The organism is Kitasatospora sp. NPDC001309 (genome assembly GCF_042896295.1).
In the GTDB taxonomy this organism is placed as follows: Bacteria; Actinomycetota; Actinomycetes; order Streptomycetales; family Streptomycetaceae; genus Kitasatospora.
In genome coordinates, this window is record NZ_JBIAXC010000069.1 from 23,858 (window position 1) to 38,593 (window position 14,736).

Here is a 14,736-nt window from a genome sequence, read left to right on the forward strand (position 1 = left end):
GGGAGGGAGTCCTTGGTGCGGGGGCGGGGGCGCCCGGTGGGCAGGGCGGGTCAGATGCCGACGTAGTTCTCGGCGAACCAGTCCTGGTGGGTGCGCGAGGTGCGCAGGGATTCGACGCGGGAGCGCCGCATGGCTTCGTGGAAGAACGATTCCTCTGCCGGGCCGGCTTGGGCACCGACCGCCGGGCCGACCGCCGGGCCGACTACCGGGCCGACTGCCGCGCCGCTCCCCGGGCCGACGGGGGAGTGCAGGAGCTGGATCATCCAGTGGGCGAACTCCTGGGCCCGCCATATGTGGGTGAGGCAGCGCGCGGAGTAGCCGTCGAGCGCTCGGGCGTCGCCCCGCTGGAGCTCGTCGATCAGCGCCTCGGCGAGCAGTTCCGCCTCCAGGACGGCCAGGTTGGCGCCCTTCGCGGCGGCCGGGGCGGGGAGGCTGGCGGCGTCCCCGGCCAACAGCAGTGAGCCGTACCGGAGTCGGTCGAGCACGTCCGACTCCAGGTGGACGACGGAGCGGTGGAGGATCCGGCCGTGGTGCAGCGGCCCGTGCTCGTCGGCGCGCAGCCGCCGGTCGAGGGCGGTCCGGATCCGCTCCTCCGACCAGGCGTCGGCGGGGGTGCCGGGCGCGCACTGGAGGTAGTAGCGGGTGACGTCGGCGGTGCGGGCCATGTGGCCGGCGAAGCCGTCGGGGTGCATCGCGTAGCCGACGGCGTCCATGCTCGGGGGCGCCTCGGCCAGCAGGGCGAGCCAGGAGACGCCGTGGTCGCGGTGGTACCGGCGGGTGTCGGGGGGCAGCGAGCGGCGGGCCGCGCCGTGGCGGCCGTCGCAGCCGGCCACGTAGCGGGCCCGCCAGTGGCCGGGGCGGCCCTCGGCGTCGCGCACGGTGACGGTGGGGGCGGGGCCGTCGATGCCCTCGACGGCCTGGGCCTCGGTCTCGAAGGCGATCCGGCCGCCCGCGGCCAGGTAGTGCGTCAGGAGGTCGGTGACCAGGTCCTGTTGGGGGTAGACGGTGTGGAGTTCGCGGCGGCCGAGGGCGCCGTAGTCGAGCCGGAAGCTGCCGTCCTCGGTGCGGAACTCGCAGGTGCCGTGCGGTTTCCCGTGGCGGTGCAGGCCGTCGGCGAGGCCGTGGCGGTCCAGGACGCGGACGGTGTTGGCGGCGAGGAACCCGGCCCGGGCCCTGGTCCGGACGTGCTCGGGGTCGGCCCGTTCGAGGACGACGCAGTCGATGCCGGCGGCTCGGAGGAGGTTCCCGAGGGTGAGTCCGGCCGGTCCGGCGCCGAGGATGACGACATCGGCGGTCTGCTGGGCTGTTCGGCCTGTCTGACGTTCAGTCACAGTACGGGGAGCTTAGCCACCGCTGGATACAAGGAAGCGCCGGAATCCCTCGGATCGGTGATAAGGGTGATGATCTTCACCAGTGCTTCGCACAATCGCCGACTCCCGGGCGCCCTGCTCGAAGATGATCGGGACTGCGCACTGTTGCGCAATGATGGAGGTCTCGACTATAAATCGATCATCTTCACGCACATTCGTGCAGTCTCGCGCAGGAGGACCTGATGGCCCACGTCGACGAAGAGATCGCCAGCCAGCCCGACTGCTGGCAGCGCGCCCTGGAACTGGCCCCGCAACACCTGCCCGAACCCGGTGAGCGGGTCGCCGTCATCGGCTGCGGCACCTCGCTCTACATCGCCCAGGCCTACGCGGCGCTGCGCGAATCCCTCGGACACGGCGAGACCGACGCCTTCGCCGCCTCCGAGTTCCCGCTCGGCCGCCGCTACGACCGGATCGTCGCGCTCACCCGCTCCGGCACCACCACCGAGGTGCTCGACGCCCTCGCCCGGGTGGGCGGCACCGAGACGGTCGCGATCACCGCTGACCCCGGGACCCCGGTCGGCGCCGCCGCCCGCCACCTGGTGGCGCTGGAGTTCGCCGACGAGCGGTCCGTCGTCCAGACCAGGTTCGCCACCACCGCCCTCGTCCTGCTGCGCGCCCACCTCGGCGCCGCACCGGCCGACCTGCCCGCCCAGGCCCGTGCGGCGCTCGCCGAGCCGCTGCCCCGGGGCGCCCTGGAGGCGCGGCAGTTCACCTTCCTCGGCACCGGCTGGAGCTGCGGGGTGGCGAACGAGGCCGCGCTCAAGGTCCGGGAGGCCTCCGCCGCCTGGACCGAGGCCTACCCGGCGATGGAGTACCGGCACGGCCCGATCAGCGTCAGCGGCCCGGAGGGCCTGGTCTGGTTCCTGGACACCCCGCCGGCGGGCCTGGCCGACCAGGCCGGGGCGACCGGCGCCGCGGTCAGCGTGCCCGGGCTCGACCCGCTGGCCGAACTGGTCCGGGTCCAGCGCCTGGCCGTCGGCCTCGCCGTCCGGCGCGGCCTCGACCCCGACCGGCCGCGCCACCTCACCCGCTCGATCGTGCTGGACCAGCCGTGACCGGCCGCCCGGCGGAGCGCCCGCCCGGCCCGGCCACCCGCCCCGCCCGTCCGCTGACGGCACAGCCCCAAGGAGCACCGTGACCCTGGTCGGAACCGGAGAGATCGTCGCGCCCGCGGTGGACGGCGGCCGCGGCGTGGGGGCGTTCAACGTCATCCAGCTGGAACACGCCGAGGCCATCGTCGCCGGGGCCGAGGCCGCCGGGGTGCCGGTGGTGCTGCAACTCAGCCAGAACGCGGTGCGCTACCACGGCGGCCTGGCGCCGATCGGCGCGGCGACGCTCGCGGTGGCCCGGGCCGCCGCCGTGCCGGTGGCCGTCCACCTGGACCACGCGACCGAGCGGCCGCTGGTGACGGAGGCCCTCGCGCTGGGGTTCGGCTCGGTGATGTTCGACGCCTCGGCGCTGCCGTACGAGGAGAACCTGCGCACCACCGCCGAGGTGGCCCGGCAGTGCCAGGAGGCGGGCGTCTGGGTGGAGGCCGAACTCGGCGAGGTCGGCGGCAAGGACGGGGTGCACGCCCCCGGGGCCCGGACGGACCCGGCGCAGGCCGCCGAGTTCGTGGCCCGCACCGGCGTCGACGCGCTGGCCGTGGCCGTCGGCACCTCGCACGCCATGCTCACCCGCACGGCGGCGCTGGACCTCGACCTGATCACCGCGCTGCGGGCCGCCGTCCCGGTGCCGCTGGTGCTGCACGGCTCCTCCGGGGTCGCGGAGCCCGTCCTCGCGGCGGCGGTCGCCCACGGGATGACGAAGGTCAACATCGCCACCCACCTCAACAAGGCCTTCACCGAAGCGGTCCGCGACCGGCTCGCCGCCGAACCCGCACTGGTGGACACCCGGACCTACCTGGGGGACGGCAGGGCGGCGGTGGCCCGCGAGGTCACCCGGCTGCTCGGCGTGCTGACCGCGCCCCGGGCGGCGGACCGGGCCGCCGTCTCGCCCTGACCGGCCGTCCCGCCGTGAACCGGCGCCCGCCGCCGGGCTGCGCGGTTGGCTGCACTGTCGGCTGCGCGGTTCGCTGCGCGCGGGTGCGCGGAGCTGTCCGCGGGTGCAGTCACCGACCGTCGACCCGGGCTGAACTACACTCCGTCCATGCTCAAAGCTGATCGCGCCGCCAGGATCGTCTCGCACATCGCCGAGGCGGGGAGCGCGGACGTGCGGACGCTCTCCGACCTGCTCGGGGTGTCCGACGCGACCGTGCGCCGGGACCTCCAGGAACTGCAGGACCAGGGGCTGCTCCAGCGCACCCGCGGCGGTGCGGTGACCGGGGCGGTCAACCTGGAGATCCCGCTGCGGCACCGGAGCGACCAGCAGGCGGAGGAGAAGCGCCGGATCGCCCGGGCCGCCGCCGAACTGGTGCCGGAGGGCGCCGTGGTCGGTCTGACCGGCGGCACCACCACCACCGAGCTGGCCCGGGTGCTCGCCGAGCGCGGCAACCTCACCGTGGTCACCAACGCGGTGAACATCGCCGCCGAGCTGATCGTCCGCCCCGAGGTCCGCCTGGTCGTGATCGGCGGCCTGGCCCGCTCGGCCAGCTACGAGCTGGTCGGCCCGGCGGCCGAGCGGATGCTCGACCAGTACCACCTGGACCTCGCCTTCATCGGCGTGGACGGGCTGACCGTCCAGCAGGGCTGCACCACCCACGACGAGATGGAGGCCCAGACCGACCGGGCGTTCCTGCGCAGCAGCGCGCACACCGTCGTGCTCGCCGACCGGACCAAGGTCGGCCGGGTCACCTTCGCCTCGATCTGCCCGCTCACCGACGTCCACGACCTGGTGACGGACGCGGGGCTGCCGGACGCCCAGGAGCAGGCGATCGCCGAGAGCGGCGTCCGGGTGCGGCGGGCCTGACGAGCGGGCCTGACGGGCGGGCCTGACGGGCGGGCCTGCGGCGTCAGGGCACGCCCTGGCCGTCCCGGGACGGTGCTGGGACGCGGGAGGGGACGGCGAAGCGTGGCGGACGGGCGCGGGCCGCTCCTAGCGTGACTGCCGTCCGGTCCGCCGAGGTGCGGACGTGCGGACCCCCGCCGAGTCCGAGGCCACCCCTGCCCCCGTGCCGTCAGCAGGCCCGGGGGCAGGGGTCCTTCCGTCCCCTCCCGCTCCCCGAAGGACCAGGTCGCCCCCTATGAACGCCGTTGACCCGACCTCCGCCCCCGTCGGCCCCGGCCGCCGCACCTTCCTGGCCGGCGCCTTCGCCGTCGGCACCGGCGCCCTGCTGGGCTCCGCCCTGACCACCGGGGCGGCCGCCGCCGCCACCGGCCCGGTGATCGCCGACACCGGCGCCTGGGGCGCCCGCCCGGCGAGCAGCCCGCTCAACGTCGTCCCGGGCGCGCCGGACAAGGTGATCGTCCACCACACCGCCACGCCCAACGTGACGGACTACTCCCAGGCCGCCGCCTTCTCGCTGGCCCGCTCGATGCAGACCTACCAGATGGACAGCGAGCACTGGATCGACACCGGCCAGCACTTCACCGTCAGCCGCGGCGCCTACGTCATGGAGGGCCGCCACAGCAGCCTGGCCACCCTGCGCGGCGGCGGCCAGCACGTCGAGGGCGCCCACTGCACCGCGCAGAACACGGTGGCCATCGGCATCGAGAACGAGGGCACGTACAGCACCGTCGACCCGCGCAGCCAGCAGTACGCCGCGCTGATCGACCTGATCACCTACATCTGCCAGCAGTACGGGCTGCGCGCCTACCAGGTCTACGGGCACCGCGACTTCAACAACACCGAGTGCCCCGGCGACCGCCTCTACGCGCTGATCCCGCAGATCCGCCGGGACGTCGCCGCGCGGATCGGCGGAGACCCGACCGGCCCGGTCTGGCCGGTGCTCGGCAGCGGCGCCTCGGGCGAGAAGGTGCGGACGATGCAGTACCTGCTGGTGCAGCGCGGCCAGTCGCTGACCGTGGACGGCTCGTACGGGCCCGCGACCCAGGCCGCCGTCACCGCCTTCCAGAACACCACCCACGCGTCGGCCGACGGCGTCGCGGGCAACCAGACCTGGAGCCAGGCCGTGGCGCCGCTGGCCCGCGGTGCCTCGGGCAGCGCGGTGCAGGCCGTGCAGAGCCAGCTGGTCGCGCACGGCATCCAGGTGAGCGTGGACGGCGCGTTCGGCCCGGGCACCCAGACCGGGGTGACGTCCTTCCAGTCCTCCGCCGGGCTGCCGGCCGACGGCCTGGTGGACGCCCGGACCTGGAGCCGACTGCTGGCCTGACCCGGTCACCGGCCTCCCGCGAGCGCCCGTCGGGGCCGTCCCACGCCCGTCCCAGGCCCGTCCCACGGGTCTCCGGGGCCCGTCCCACCGCCTCCGCCCACCGTCCCCGGCGCACCCGGGACGTCCCTGGTGCCGCCGACGCCTGGAGGGACGGGCGGCCGCCCCCCGAGAGTGGGCCGCACTGCTTGATCGACCGACAGGCACCCGACGGAATGGGATCGACCGTGAAGAAAACCTCGGCCCTGCGCGCGCTCGCCGCAGGCGTGCTCGCCGCCGCCGTGCTGGCCCTGCTGCCCGCACAGGCGGCCCAGGCCACCGACAGCACCACCTGGGTCCAGCGCAACCTGGTGGGTATCGGCTACCTCGCGAGCGGCGGCGTCGACGGCAACTACGGCCCGCAGACCACCGCTGCCGTCCGCAGCTTCCAGCACGACAACGGCCTCGACGAGGACGGCGTCTACGGCGGCCGCACCGAACTCGCCCTGCACAACAAGGTCGCCGAGGTCCAGCGGGTGGCCGGCTCGGGCGCCGACGGCGCCTACGGCGACGGCACCACCAGCGCCGTCAGCACCTGGCAGCACTCCCACAACCTGAGCAACGACGGCATCGCCGGCCCGGCCACCATGAACGCGATGGGCGTCGCCCGCACGGTGCAGATCACCGCCCAGTGGAAGTTCCCCGCCCACGGCTGGAGCGTCAGCGGCCAGTTCGGCTGCCTGGACCAGATCTACAACCACGAGAGCGGCTGGAAGGTCTACGCGACCAACCCCTCCTCCGGCGCCTACGGCATCCCGCAGTCGCTGCCCGGCGACAAGATGGCCGGCGCGGGCTCCGACTGGCGGACCAACCCGGCCACCCAGCTCCAGTGGGGCCTGGACTACATCCAGAGCCGCTACGGCTCCCCGTGCAACGCCTGGAGCTTCTGGCAGTCCCACAACTGGTACTGACCGGCCGGCCGGTCCTGACCGGCCACCCGCACCGCCCCGTACGACGTCCTCCCCTGTCGACTCCTCGAAGGAGCACGTGGTGAACAGCTCTTCCCTCAACCGTCGCGCCCTGCTGCGCTACGGCACCGGCGCGGTGGCCGCGGCCGGGCTCGCCGCGGTGGCCAACGTCGGCCTCGCGCGTCCGGCCGCCGCCTACGGCTGGTCCGGCAACCTCGGCCAGGGTTCCTCCGGTTCCGCCGTGACCGAGCTCCAGATCCGGGTCGCGGGCTGGGCGGCGGACTCCGCCTCGCAGACCTGCGTGGCCGTGGACGGCTCCTTCGGGCCCGGCACCGCGGCCGCGGTGCGCCGGTTCCAGGCCGCCTACGGGCTCAGCGCGGACGGCGTGGCCGGCCCGCAGACCTTCGGCGCGCTGAACGCGCTGGAGAAGTCGGACGGTTCCACCGCCCACTTCAACTGGTCCGAGTTCACCAGCCACGACGGCTCGGGCTTCGGCGGCGGCAACGTCGGCGCCGACGAGGTGAAGGAGAACGTCCGCCGCACCATGTACAAACTGGAGGCGCTGCGGAAGAAGGCGGGCGACCGCGCGGTCACCATCAACTCCGGCTTCCGCAGCACCGCGTACAACGCCTCCGTGGGCGGGGCGGGCAACTCCATGCACACCTACGGGGTGGCGGCCGACACGGCGGTCTCCGGCCTGTCCACGCTGGACGTCTACCGGATCGCCGAGACCTGCGGCTTCTCGGGCCTGGAGACCCACACCGTCTCCTGGCAGCACGTGGACAGCCGGATCGAGCACTCCAACTACGGCTCGGGCTTCTGGTGGTGGCAGGACGGCGTCGCGTAACGGCGGACGCCACGGCCCTGTCCGGGCCACAACGGCGGCGGCACCGCGCCCTCCCCAAGGGCGCGGTGCCGCTCTGTCGTGTGCCGGTGGTGCCGGGTGGTTCCGGTGTCTCCGGCGGTGCGTCGAGGTTCCTGTGCTGCCCACAGGGACCAGGGTGGTCGGGCGCGGCCGGTCAGGCCCCGCGCCGCAGGGAGCGCCGTCCGGCGGCCGCCAGGACCCCGCCCGCGCCGACCGCGAGGGAGACCAGGGCCACCCGCCGCAGCAGGGCGGCCTGCCGCACGTGCGGGCACTCCGGGTGGTCCTCCCCGTCCGGGGCGTCGGCCGACGGTCCGTCGGCCGGCCCGGACGGGGAGGCGGTGCCGCCGGGCCCGGGGGCCCCCGGCGCGGCCGACACGAGGCGTCGGCTCTCCGCGAGGTGCCAGAGCTCCAGCAGGAGCTCCGCATCGCCCCCGCAGACGACCGCGATGCTCTGCACCGCGCCGCGCGGGGGGAACTGCTTCCCGTTCACCCAGCGCTCCCACGAGGACTTCGCGTAGTGGGTGCGTTCGCTGAGCCGGGCGTAGGTGAGGCCCGACCGGTTCTTCAAGGACTGCAGCTCGCCGGCGAGCCGGTCGGCGGGTGAGGCGGCTGCTACCGCTGCTGCGGGTGACGCGAGTGAGGTGAGTGACGCGAGTGACTCAGGTGATGGTGATGTGATCTCGGACGCGTGGTGGCGGCCCATGAGGTTTCCCCGAACTTCCTCTGAGATGACCGTTGTGGTGCATGGATCCGAACTGCACCGGGCGCCCCCCGTCCGTGCTGTCTGCGGCGAAGTCTTTAACCGGACCAGAACCGGTGTTGACTCCTGGGCTACCCGGCGCGGCCAACTCTGCGCGATCGGGCACCGATCTTCGACCGTCTCCGGAGCTTCTGAGACGCTGCGCGTCGTCCCCAGGGTCCTGAGCTGCGGGTTGGGACGCGGATCAGGAAACCCTTGAGACGATCTGCCCGGGTGCGGCGGAAACCGGATGGGAGCGCGAGGCGGGAGAGATTAAGCTGATCATCCGAAAGAAGATCAGTTCGAGTCTGCCGACGACCTGCCAGAGGTGCCCCACACGTGAGTCAGTCCTGGAAACCGCTCCCTGACGATCTTTCGGAACCCGCTCGACGCCTGGTCGAGGAACTGCGCGCCGTCAAGGACGCGCACCGGATCTCGCTCGCCGAGCTCGGTCGGCTGACCTACCTCAGCAAGGCGTCCTGGGAACGCTGGTTGAACGGCAAGCGTCTGATCACCTCCCAGGCCCTGGCCGGCCTGATCGCCGCGCTGGACTGCGACGCCGTGCTGCTCACCTCCCTGCTGCGGCAGGCCGAGGCCGCGCGCGACGCGGAGGCGACGCCCGGCGCCCCGGCCGCCGTTGCCCCGACCGAGGCGGCCCCGACCGCCGCCGCTGAGCCCGCCGTCGTGCCCGTGCCCGTGCCCGTACCCGTCCCACTCCCTGTCCCACTGCCCGTCCCGGTGTCCCTCCCCCTCCCCCTCGCCCGCGTCGCCCTCTGGCGGCGGCCGCAGGCGCTGGTCGCGGTCGCCGCCGTCGCCGTGCTCCTGCTGGTCGCGGGCCTCTACCTGCACGGCCTGAACGGCGATGGCGGCGCCGCGGCCTCCCCCGGGCACGTGCCCGCGCTGATCGAGCCGACCGCCCCGATCGCCCCGCCCGCGGTGAGCACGGGCGCCCTGCCGCCCCAGCTCTGCCAGTCCGTCGGCTGCGCCGGCAAGGACCCGCAGGCCATGGGTTGCGAGGCCGACGACCAGACCGTGCTGACCGGCACCATCGGCAAGGTCGTGCTCTACCTCCACTACAGTGCGCGCTGCCGGGCCGCCTGGGCCGGGATCACCGACGGCTCCCCGGGGGACAGTGCCACCATCTCCACCGGCACCGGGGGGCACGAGACCGCGCTGATCCACTGGGGCTACGACAACTACTCGAAGATGGTGGACGCCGACGCGCCCAACACCGTCCTGCGGGTGTGCGGCCACCAGAAGGACGGCGACGACTGCACCCTGCCCCTGTCCGGCGCCGCCGCCCGCGCGCAGGCCCTGGCCACCACCCCTTCGCCCACCCCCACCCCAACCCCCACTCCCACCCTCGTGCCGACGGTGACGCCCTCCTCCTGACCCTCTTTCCGGTGGACGGGCCGGGGCCCCGGAGACCGGAACGGACACCGGTGCTCAGACGAAGTTCTTGTCGACGAGCATCTGCAGCACGTTCACGTGGAGGTCCGGGAAGTCCATCGGGACGATGCCGAACCGGGCGCGCTGCCGGGTGCGCGCGCTCAGGTACGGGTAAACCGCCCGGTCCATCACGGCCTGCGAGCTGTTCCGGGGCCAGTAGCCGCCCGCGTAACTGAGGAAGTTCACGAACATCCTCGGATTTCCCGGACTGGCGAAGGCCTTGTCGAACTGGGCGACGACGTACCGGCCCTTGTCGCCCAGCGGGTCGGTGCCGCCGGTCTGCCAGACGTCCTGGGTGTCGAACCAGGCGTTCTGGCCGCTGGACCAGTCGATCAGGCCCCAGGGGTTGGCGAAGTCGGCGAGCAGCACCACCTTGCCGCGGACCGCGCCGAGGGCGGGCCAGCCGTAGAGGTGGAACAGGCCGCGGTAGCCCAGCGCGTCCAGGTAGTGGTCAACCCGCCGCTGGAACTCCTGGTCGTCGAGGGCCTGGCCGCCGGCCCGCTCGTTGCGCAGGCGCATCAGGAGCGTCTCGCCCGGGTGCGCCGCCAGGAAGGCGCGGCACTGGTCGAGCACGTCCTGGAGCCGGATGTGCTGGTAGGCGTCGGAGTGGTAGATCCCGAGTTCGTCGGGCGCCCCCTGGAGGCCGTTGCAGCGGATGTCGAGGAAGCGGACGCCCTCCTGCAACTGCTGCGGGATGCCCCAGTTCTGGGTGTGCGACCACTCGGTGCCGTACCAGGGGTTCTGGCAGCAGGAGTCGTGGGTGCCCGGAACGGTGAGGTCGAGCAGGGAGAGGCTCCCGTCCAGCCGGCCCATCCAGCTGTCCGTCGGCACCCCGCCCGGGGTGGTCGGGCCGCCCGCGGCCAGGGCGGCGGGCGCCCCGAGCAGAGCGCCGACGGCTGCCGCACCGCCCGCCCCCACGCCCCACCTGAGGAGTTCACGACGTGCGATGCCCATGGCCCGGCTCCCTCCGCCCCGCGCGCGGGTGCGACGACAAGTCCTGACGATCGGTCCGTCCTGACACTCGTCCAACGCCGCCGCGGCGTCAACGGGTTCAGCGCGGCTCGGGCAGCCGGCCGTCCGGGCCGACCGCCAGCCACCAGGCGGGCAGCTCGATCCGTTCGCCCTCGGGGGTGAACTCGGTCAGGCACAGCGGAAGTTCGCCGGTGGCGAGGACGGCGAGGCCGGCCGAGCGGAGCAGCCCGTCGAAGGCCGCGTCGGCCACCTCGGCGGGGGCGAGCCCGTGGGCGAAGACCGGGCGCAGCTTCGGGGGCGGACCGGCCGGGGACTGGGCGAGCCCCTTGAGCACCTCCTTGGCGGACTCGGCCAGTTCGACCAGGAAGGCCCGGCCGCGCGATCCGAGCAGGGTGGCGACGGCCTCGGCGACCGGCCGGCGGTCGGCCGGCTCGCTCTGGTGGATCACCCCGCGCACGTACACGTTGGCGTCGCCCAGGCGCTCGTGCAGGGCCCGGACGGCGGCCGGGTCGGTGGCGTCCAGCTGGGCGAACTCGGCGCGGCCGGACCGGTCCTGGCGCCGGGCGAGTTCGACGGCGGTGCCGGACAGGTCGACGCCGACGGCCCGGGGGAAGTGCTCGGCGAGGAAGCGGGTCTGGCGGCCGTTGCCGCAGCCCAGGTCGACCACCGGCAGGTCGGGGTCGTGCAGGTGGGGCCGGAACAGGGCGAGGTGGCGCTCCGCGGTGAGGGCCGGCTCGGCGTCCCAGATCACCGCGCCGGGCTGCTCGGGCGCCTCGCCCCAGAAGCCCTCCCAGGCGTCCCGGTACCGATTCGTCACGCTCATGGCGGGGGCCTCCGGAGGTCGCGCACGGCGTCGTCACGCACCGTGTCGGGACCGTGTCTACCGGTGCCCGATCCGGAAGGGCAAAATCACCGGCGCGGCCCGCCCGGTACCGGCGTGCGGCGGCCGCCCCGCGCCCCCTCGGTGAGCCCAGGGGAGTGCGGGACGGCCGTCGCGGTGCCGGTGGCCTCAGCGGCCGGGGCGCCAGTCGGCCTCCAGTGCCGTGCTCCCGTCCGCGCGGGTGACGGTGTGCCAGTGGGCGTGCAGCCCGGTGGCGGGGCGGTCGGTCGAGCGCGGCGCGCCCATCGCGCCCAGGACGGGACTGTCCAGGGGGCTGGCGGCCAGCCGCTCCAGCACCTGGGCGAACGCGGCGCGCAGCCCCTGGCCCCGGCGGCGGACGTCGGGCACGACGGAATGGAACGCAGCGACCACGGACATGCGACTCACCTCCGGAAGGACCTGCGGAACGTGCAGGTACGTCCCCCAGCTTGCGCCGGTCCGCCCTCGTGCCCGCGCGGATTGACGCACTGCTGACGCGCCGCTGACGGGCCCCTGACGGCCGCGCCGTTCCGGGGTTCGTACCCGATGGGCGGCGGCCTGCCGGGCCGGGCCCCGGCCGGGCCTCCGCGCGGGCGATGGAATTGACCTGACCGGTATTCCGGCGGCGGCCGGAGAAATCCCGGGAGGCACGCTCGGGCGAGGAATTGTCAGGCGCTCGCCAGAAGTGCGGGATCCGGGGTCGGCGAAGGGCTCCGGAAGGGCGAAGTGGCTGGTCATGGCCGTGATGCAAGGCCTTCGTCAAATGTCGTCCCAGTGACCGGCATTGATGTGGAGCCGGTTCCTCCGAGGGTTTCGCCAGTAATTCCCCAGACCTTGGCAAACCTTGTTCCCAGGCTGCTGCGCCGGGCCCTTCCGGACCGGCATCATCGGCTGACATGAGTCGATTCACCGCAATACCGCAGGGGGCTCCCGCGTGAGGGCCTTCCGCTTCCTCCCCGTCGTCGCCCTGGCCGTCGCCACCACGGTGATCGGGCTGGCCACCGTCGTCCCGGCCTCCGCCACCAGCTCGCGGGTGGACCTGACCGTCCTGGTGGTCACCGACGGCAACCCCTGGGTCGAGGGCATCCGGCAGCAGTTGGCCGCCGAGGGCGTGCCCACCACCGTCATCGACCTGACCAGTGCCGGCCGGGCCACGATCACCGCGGGCTTCCTCGCCGACACCCTGGCCGACGGCACCCCGCACGGGCACTTCGAGGGCGTGGTGCTGCCCAACGACGCGCCGACCCAGCTCTCCGCAGCCGAACTGAGCACGCTGACCGGGTACGAGCAGACCTACCAGGTCCGCCAGGTGGACGCCTACGTCTGGCCCGGCGCCAACACCGGCCTGGCCGCGCCGACCTGGTCCGGCTCGCTGGACGCCACCACCGCCACCGCGACCGCCGCCGCCCGCGGCGACGCCTTCCACTACCTGAACGGCCCGGTCGCCTTCGAGGGCACCGCCGGCGGCAGCGGATCGTACGGCTACCTGCCGACCCCGCTGCCCGACAACCCGGCCACCGGCTCGCACTTCGAGCCGTACCTGACCGAGACCGTCCCCGGCACCGGCACCCAGGGCACCCTCGCCGGGGTCTACACCTCCGGCGGCCGCCAGCAGTTGGTGCTCACCTTCGCCTACAACTCCTACCAGCAGCAGTTCCGGCTGCTCGCGCACGGCATCGTGGACTGGGTCACCAAGGGCGTGCACCTCGGCTACTGGCGCAACTACTTTTCCGCCCACATCGACGACCTCTTCAACGCCAACTCCCGGTGGAGCCAGAGCGGCGACTGCACCCCGGGCGAGGGCGACTGCGTCGGCAGCGTCCCGGCGACCACGCCGATCCGGATGACACCCGCGGACGTCAGCGCCACCGTCGCCTGGGAGCAGCAGAACGGCTACACCCTGGACTTCCTGTTCAACGGCGGCCCCAGCCTGGACTACGCGGACGCCAACGGCGGCACCGACCCGCTGACCACCGCCCTGCTGGCGAACAAGAACAGCTTCATGTGGCTCGACCACACCTACCAGCACCCGTTCCTGGGCTGCGTGCAGAACTTCACCGTGATCCCGTGGAAGTGCCAGACCGACTCCACCGGCGCGGTCCAGTACGTCGACCAGGCCACCGTCAACAGCCAGATCCAGCAGAACATCCAGTTCGGCCAGGCCAACGGGCTGCCGTTCCGGCCGGGCGAGCTGGTCGCCGGTGAGCACTCCGGCACCGTGATGCTGCCGCAGCAGCCCGCCGACAACCCGAACTTCCTCGCCGCGCTCAGCCAGAACAACATCCAGTGGCTCGGCGTGGACGCCTCCCGGGAGACCGGCCAACGGCAGATCGCCTCGGCGCTCGGCGTGCCCCGGCACCCGGTCAACGTGTTCTACAACGTCTCCACCGAGTCCGACGAGGTGAGCGAGTACAACTGGCTCTACGCCTCGAAGGCCAACGGCGGCAGCGGCAACTGCGAGGCCAACCCGGCCACCACGACCTGCATCACGCCGCTGGACCTGAACCGCGGCTGGGCGGACTACGTGCTGCCGATGCAGACGAGGATCACCCTCGGGTACGTGCTGAGCAACGACCCGCGGCCGTTCTTCATGCACCAGTCGAACCTGACCGACGACCGGCTCGCCCTGCAGACGCTGACGGACATCCTGTCGACGTACCGCGGTTGGTACACGGCCGACACCCCGATGGTCAACCAGACCCTCACCGACGCCGGCACCACCCTCCAGCAGCAGACCGCCTGGCAGCAGGCCCGCACCGCGGGCACCGTCAGCGGCTACGTCCAGGGCGGCGTGGTCACCGTCCAGGGCCCGGCGGGCACCGCCGTCCCGGTCACCGTGCCCACCGGCACCACCGTGACCGGCGGCGCCGCCTTCGGCAGCGCCTACGCCGGCGAGCAGTCCGGGTACACCACGCTCGGCACCGCGCCGACCGCGCTCACCGTGTCCAGCGCCCTCTTCGGGACCGCCACCGCCGGGGCGAGCCCCAGCGCCGGGCTCGCGCTCGCCTCGTACTCCGTCGGCTCGCCGCACCAGGTGCGCCGCAGCGGCACCGCCGTCACCGTCACCGACCCGTTCGGCACCCATGTGCTGCCCAGGCTCGCGGGCAGGCCCGACGAGGAGCTGCACATCGGCAGCACCCACCACCACCCGTACCAGAGCCCGGTGGCGCCGCCGCGGAAGTGACGCCCCACCCGGTACCGGCGGGCGGCCGGGGGCGCCCCCCCCGCCCCCCCCCCCCCCCACCCGGGGGGGCGGGGGCGGGGGTGT

Annotated in this window: 13 protein-coding genes; 8 read left to right on the forward strand and 5 right to left on the reverse strand. The window is 73.7% G+C overall.

Annotated features, from left to right (window positions below):
* Positions 1-50: 50 nt before the first annotated feature.
* A complete protein-coding gene (locus ACFY2K_RS40400) occupies positions 51-1,331 on the reverse strand; it encodes a 4-hydroxybenzoate 3-monooxygenase (RefSeq protein WP_387717675.1) in 1,281 nt (426 codons plus the stop codon).
* Positions 1,332-1,552: 221 nt separating this feature from the next.
* On the opposite strand from ACFY2K_RS40400, the gene ACFY2K_RS40405 reads away from it, so the two are divergent.
* The 6 genes from ACFY2K_RS40405 to ACFY2K_RS40430 all read left to right on the forward strand — a co-directional run bounded on the left by ACFY2K_RS40405 (position 1,553) and on the right by ACFY2K_RS40430 (position 7,431).
* The gene (locus tag ACFY2K_RS40405; protein WP_375891579.1) at positions 1,553-2,425 is read left to right on the forward strand and encodes an SIS domain-containing protein; all 873 of its coding nucleotides are present in this window, start codon (positions 1,553-1,555) and stop codon (positions 2,423-2,425) included.
* Positions 2,426-2,504: 79 nt separating this feature from the next.
* A complete protein-coding gene (locus tag ACFY2K_RS40410) occupies positions 2,505-3,371 on the forward strand; it encodes a ketose-bisphosphate aldolase (RefSeq protein ID WP_387717677.1) in 867 nt (288 codons plus the stop codon).
* A 147-nt stretch (positions 3,372-3,518) separates the two neighbouring features.
* A complete protein-coding gene (locus ACFY2K_RS40415) occupies positions 3,519-4,277 on the forward strand; it encodes a DeoR/GlpR family DNA-binding transcription regulator (RefSeq protein ID WP_380522652.1) in 759 nt (252 codons plus the stop codon).
* A 274-nt stretch (positions 4,278-4,551) separates the two neighbouring features.
* Positions 4,552-5,640, forward strand: a complete 1,089-nt coding sequence (locus ACFY2K_RS40420) for an N-acetylmuramoyl-L-alanine amidase (protein ID WP_387717680.1) — start codon at positions 4,552-4,554, stop codon at positions 5,638-5,640.
* 224 nt (positions 5,641-5,864) lie between these two features.
* Positions 5,865-6,587 (forward strand): peptidoglycan-binding protein, encoded by a 723-nt coding sequence (locus ACFY2K_RS40425; protein ID WP_380522649.1) that lies wholly within the window; start codon positions 5,865-5,867, stop codon positions 6,585-6,587.
* A gap of 79 nt (positions 6,588-6,666) precedes the next feature.
* Positions 6,667-7,431 (forward strand): D-Ala-D-Ala carboxypeptidase family metallohydrolase, encoded by a 765-nt coding sequence (locus tag ACFY2K_RS40430; protein ID WP_375891571.1) that lies wholly within the window; start codon positions 6,667-6,669, stop codon positions 7,429-7,431.
* A 172-nt stretch (positions 7,432-7,603) separates the two neighbouring features.
* Here ACFY2K_RS40430 and ACFY2K_RS40435 read toward each other — a convergent pair whose 3' ends face one another.
* Positions 7,604-8,152 carry a helix-turn-helix domain-containing protein gene (locus tag ACFY2K_RS40435; RefSeq protein ID WP_387717682.1) on the reverse strand — a complete coding sequence of 183 codons (549 nt, stop codon included), beginning with the start codon at positions 8,150-8,152 and terminating at the stop codon, positions 7,604-7,606.
* 375 nt (positions 8,153-8,527) lie between these two features.
* Here ACFY2K_RS40435 and ACFY2K_RS40440 point away from each other — a divergent pair, with 375 nt between their 5' ends.
* Positions 8,528-9,580, forward strand: a complete 1,053-nt coding sequence (locus tag ACFY2K_RS40440; RefSeq protein ID WP_387717684.1) for a DUF2690 domain-containing protein — start codon at positions 8,528-8,530, stop codon at positions 9,578-9,580.
* A 54-nt stretch (positions 9,581-9,634) separates the two neighbouring features.
* Here ACFY2K_RS40440 and ACFY2K_RS40445 read toward each other — a convergent pair whose 3' ends face one another.
* The 3 genes from ACFY2K_RS40445 to ACFY2K_RS40455 all read right to left on the reverse strand — a co-directional run bounded on the left by ACFY2K_RS40445 (position 9,635) and on the right by ACFY2K_RS40455 (position 11,867).
* Positions 9,635-10,591, reverse strand: a complete 957-nt coding sequence (locus ACFY2K_RS40445; RefSeq protein ID WP_387717686.1) for a phosphatidylinositol-specific phospholipase C — start codon at positions 10,589-10,591, stop codon at positions 9,635-9,637.
* A gap of 97 nt (positions 10,592-10,688) precedes the next feature.
* A complete protein-coding gene (locus ACFY2K_RS40450; RefSeq protein WP_387717688.1) occupies positions 10,689-11,432 on the reverse strand; it encodes a class I SAM-dependent methyltransferase in 744 nt (247 codons plus the stop codon).
* A 186-nt stretch (positions 11,433-11,618) separates the two neighbouring features.
* A complete protein-coding gene (locus ACFY2K_RS40455) occupies positions 11,619-11,867 on the reverse strand; it encodes a hypothetical protein (RefSeq protein WP_387717690.1) in 249 nt (82 codons plus the stop codon).
* Positions 11,868-12,402: 535 nt separating this feature from the next.
* Between ACFY2K_RS40455 and ACFY2K_RS40460 the strand changes: the two genes are divergently transcribed.
* Positions 12,403-14,652 (forward strand): hypothetical protein, encoded by a 2,250-nt coding sequence (locus ACFY2K_RS40460; RefSeq protein ID WP_387717692.1) that lies wholly within the window; start codon positions 12,403-12,405, stop codon positions 14,650-14,652.
* Positions 14,653-14,736 lie beyond the last annotated feature (84 nt).

Excerpts from the sequence above, each read along its gene's own strand:
- ACFY2K_RS40405 (WP_375891579.1), top strand. The coding sequence starts at position 1,553 with ATGGCCCACGTCGACGAAGAGATCGCCAGCCAGCCCGACTGCTGGCAG.
- ACFY2K_RS40415 (WP_380522652.1), top strand. The coding sequence starts at position 3,519 with ATGCTCAAAGCTGATCGCGCCGCCAGGATCGTCTCGCACATCGCCGAG.
- ACFY2K_RS40420 (WP_387717680.1), top strand. The coding sequence starts at position 4,552 with ATGAACGCCGTTGACCCGACCTCCGCCCCCGTCGGCCCCGGCCGCCGC.
- ACFY2K_RS40435 (WP_387717682.1), bottom strand. The coding sequence starts at position 8,152 with ATGGGCCGCCACCACGCGTCCGAGATCACATCACCATCACCTGAGTCA.
- ACFY2K_RS40445 (WP_387717686.1), bottom strand. The coding sequence starts at position 10,591 with ATGGGCATCGCACGTCGTGAACTCCTCAGGTGGGGCGTGGGGGCGGGC.
- ACFY2K_RS40450 (WP_387717688.1), bottom strand. The coding sequence starts at position 11,432 with ATGAGCGTGACGAATCGGTACCGGGACGCCTGGGAGGGCTTCTGGGGC.
- ACFY2K_RS40455 (WP_387717690.1), bottom strand. The coding sequence starts at position 11,867 with ATGTCCGTGGTCGCTGCGTTCCATTCCGTCGTGCCCGACGTCCGCCGC.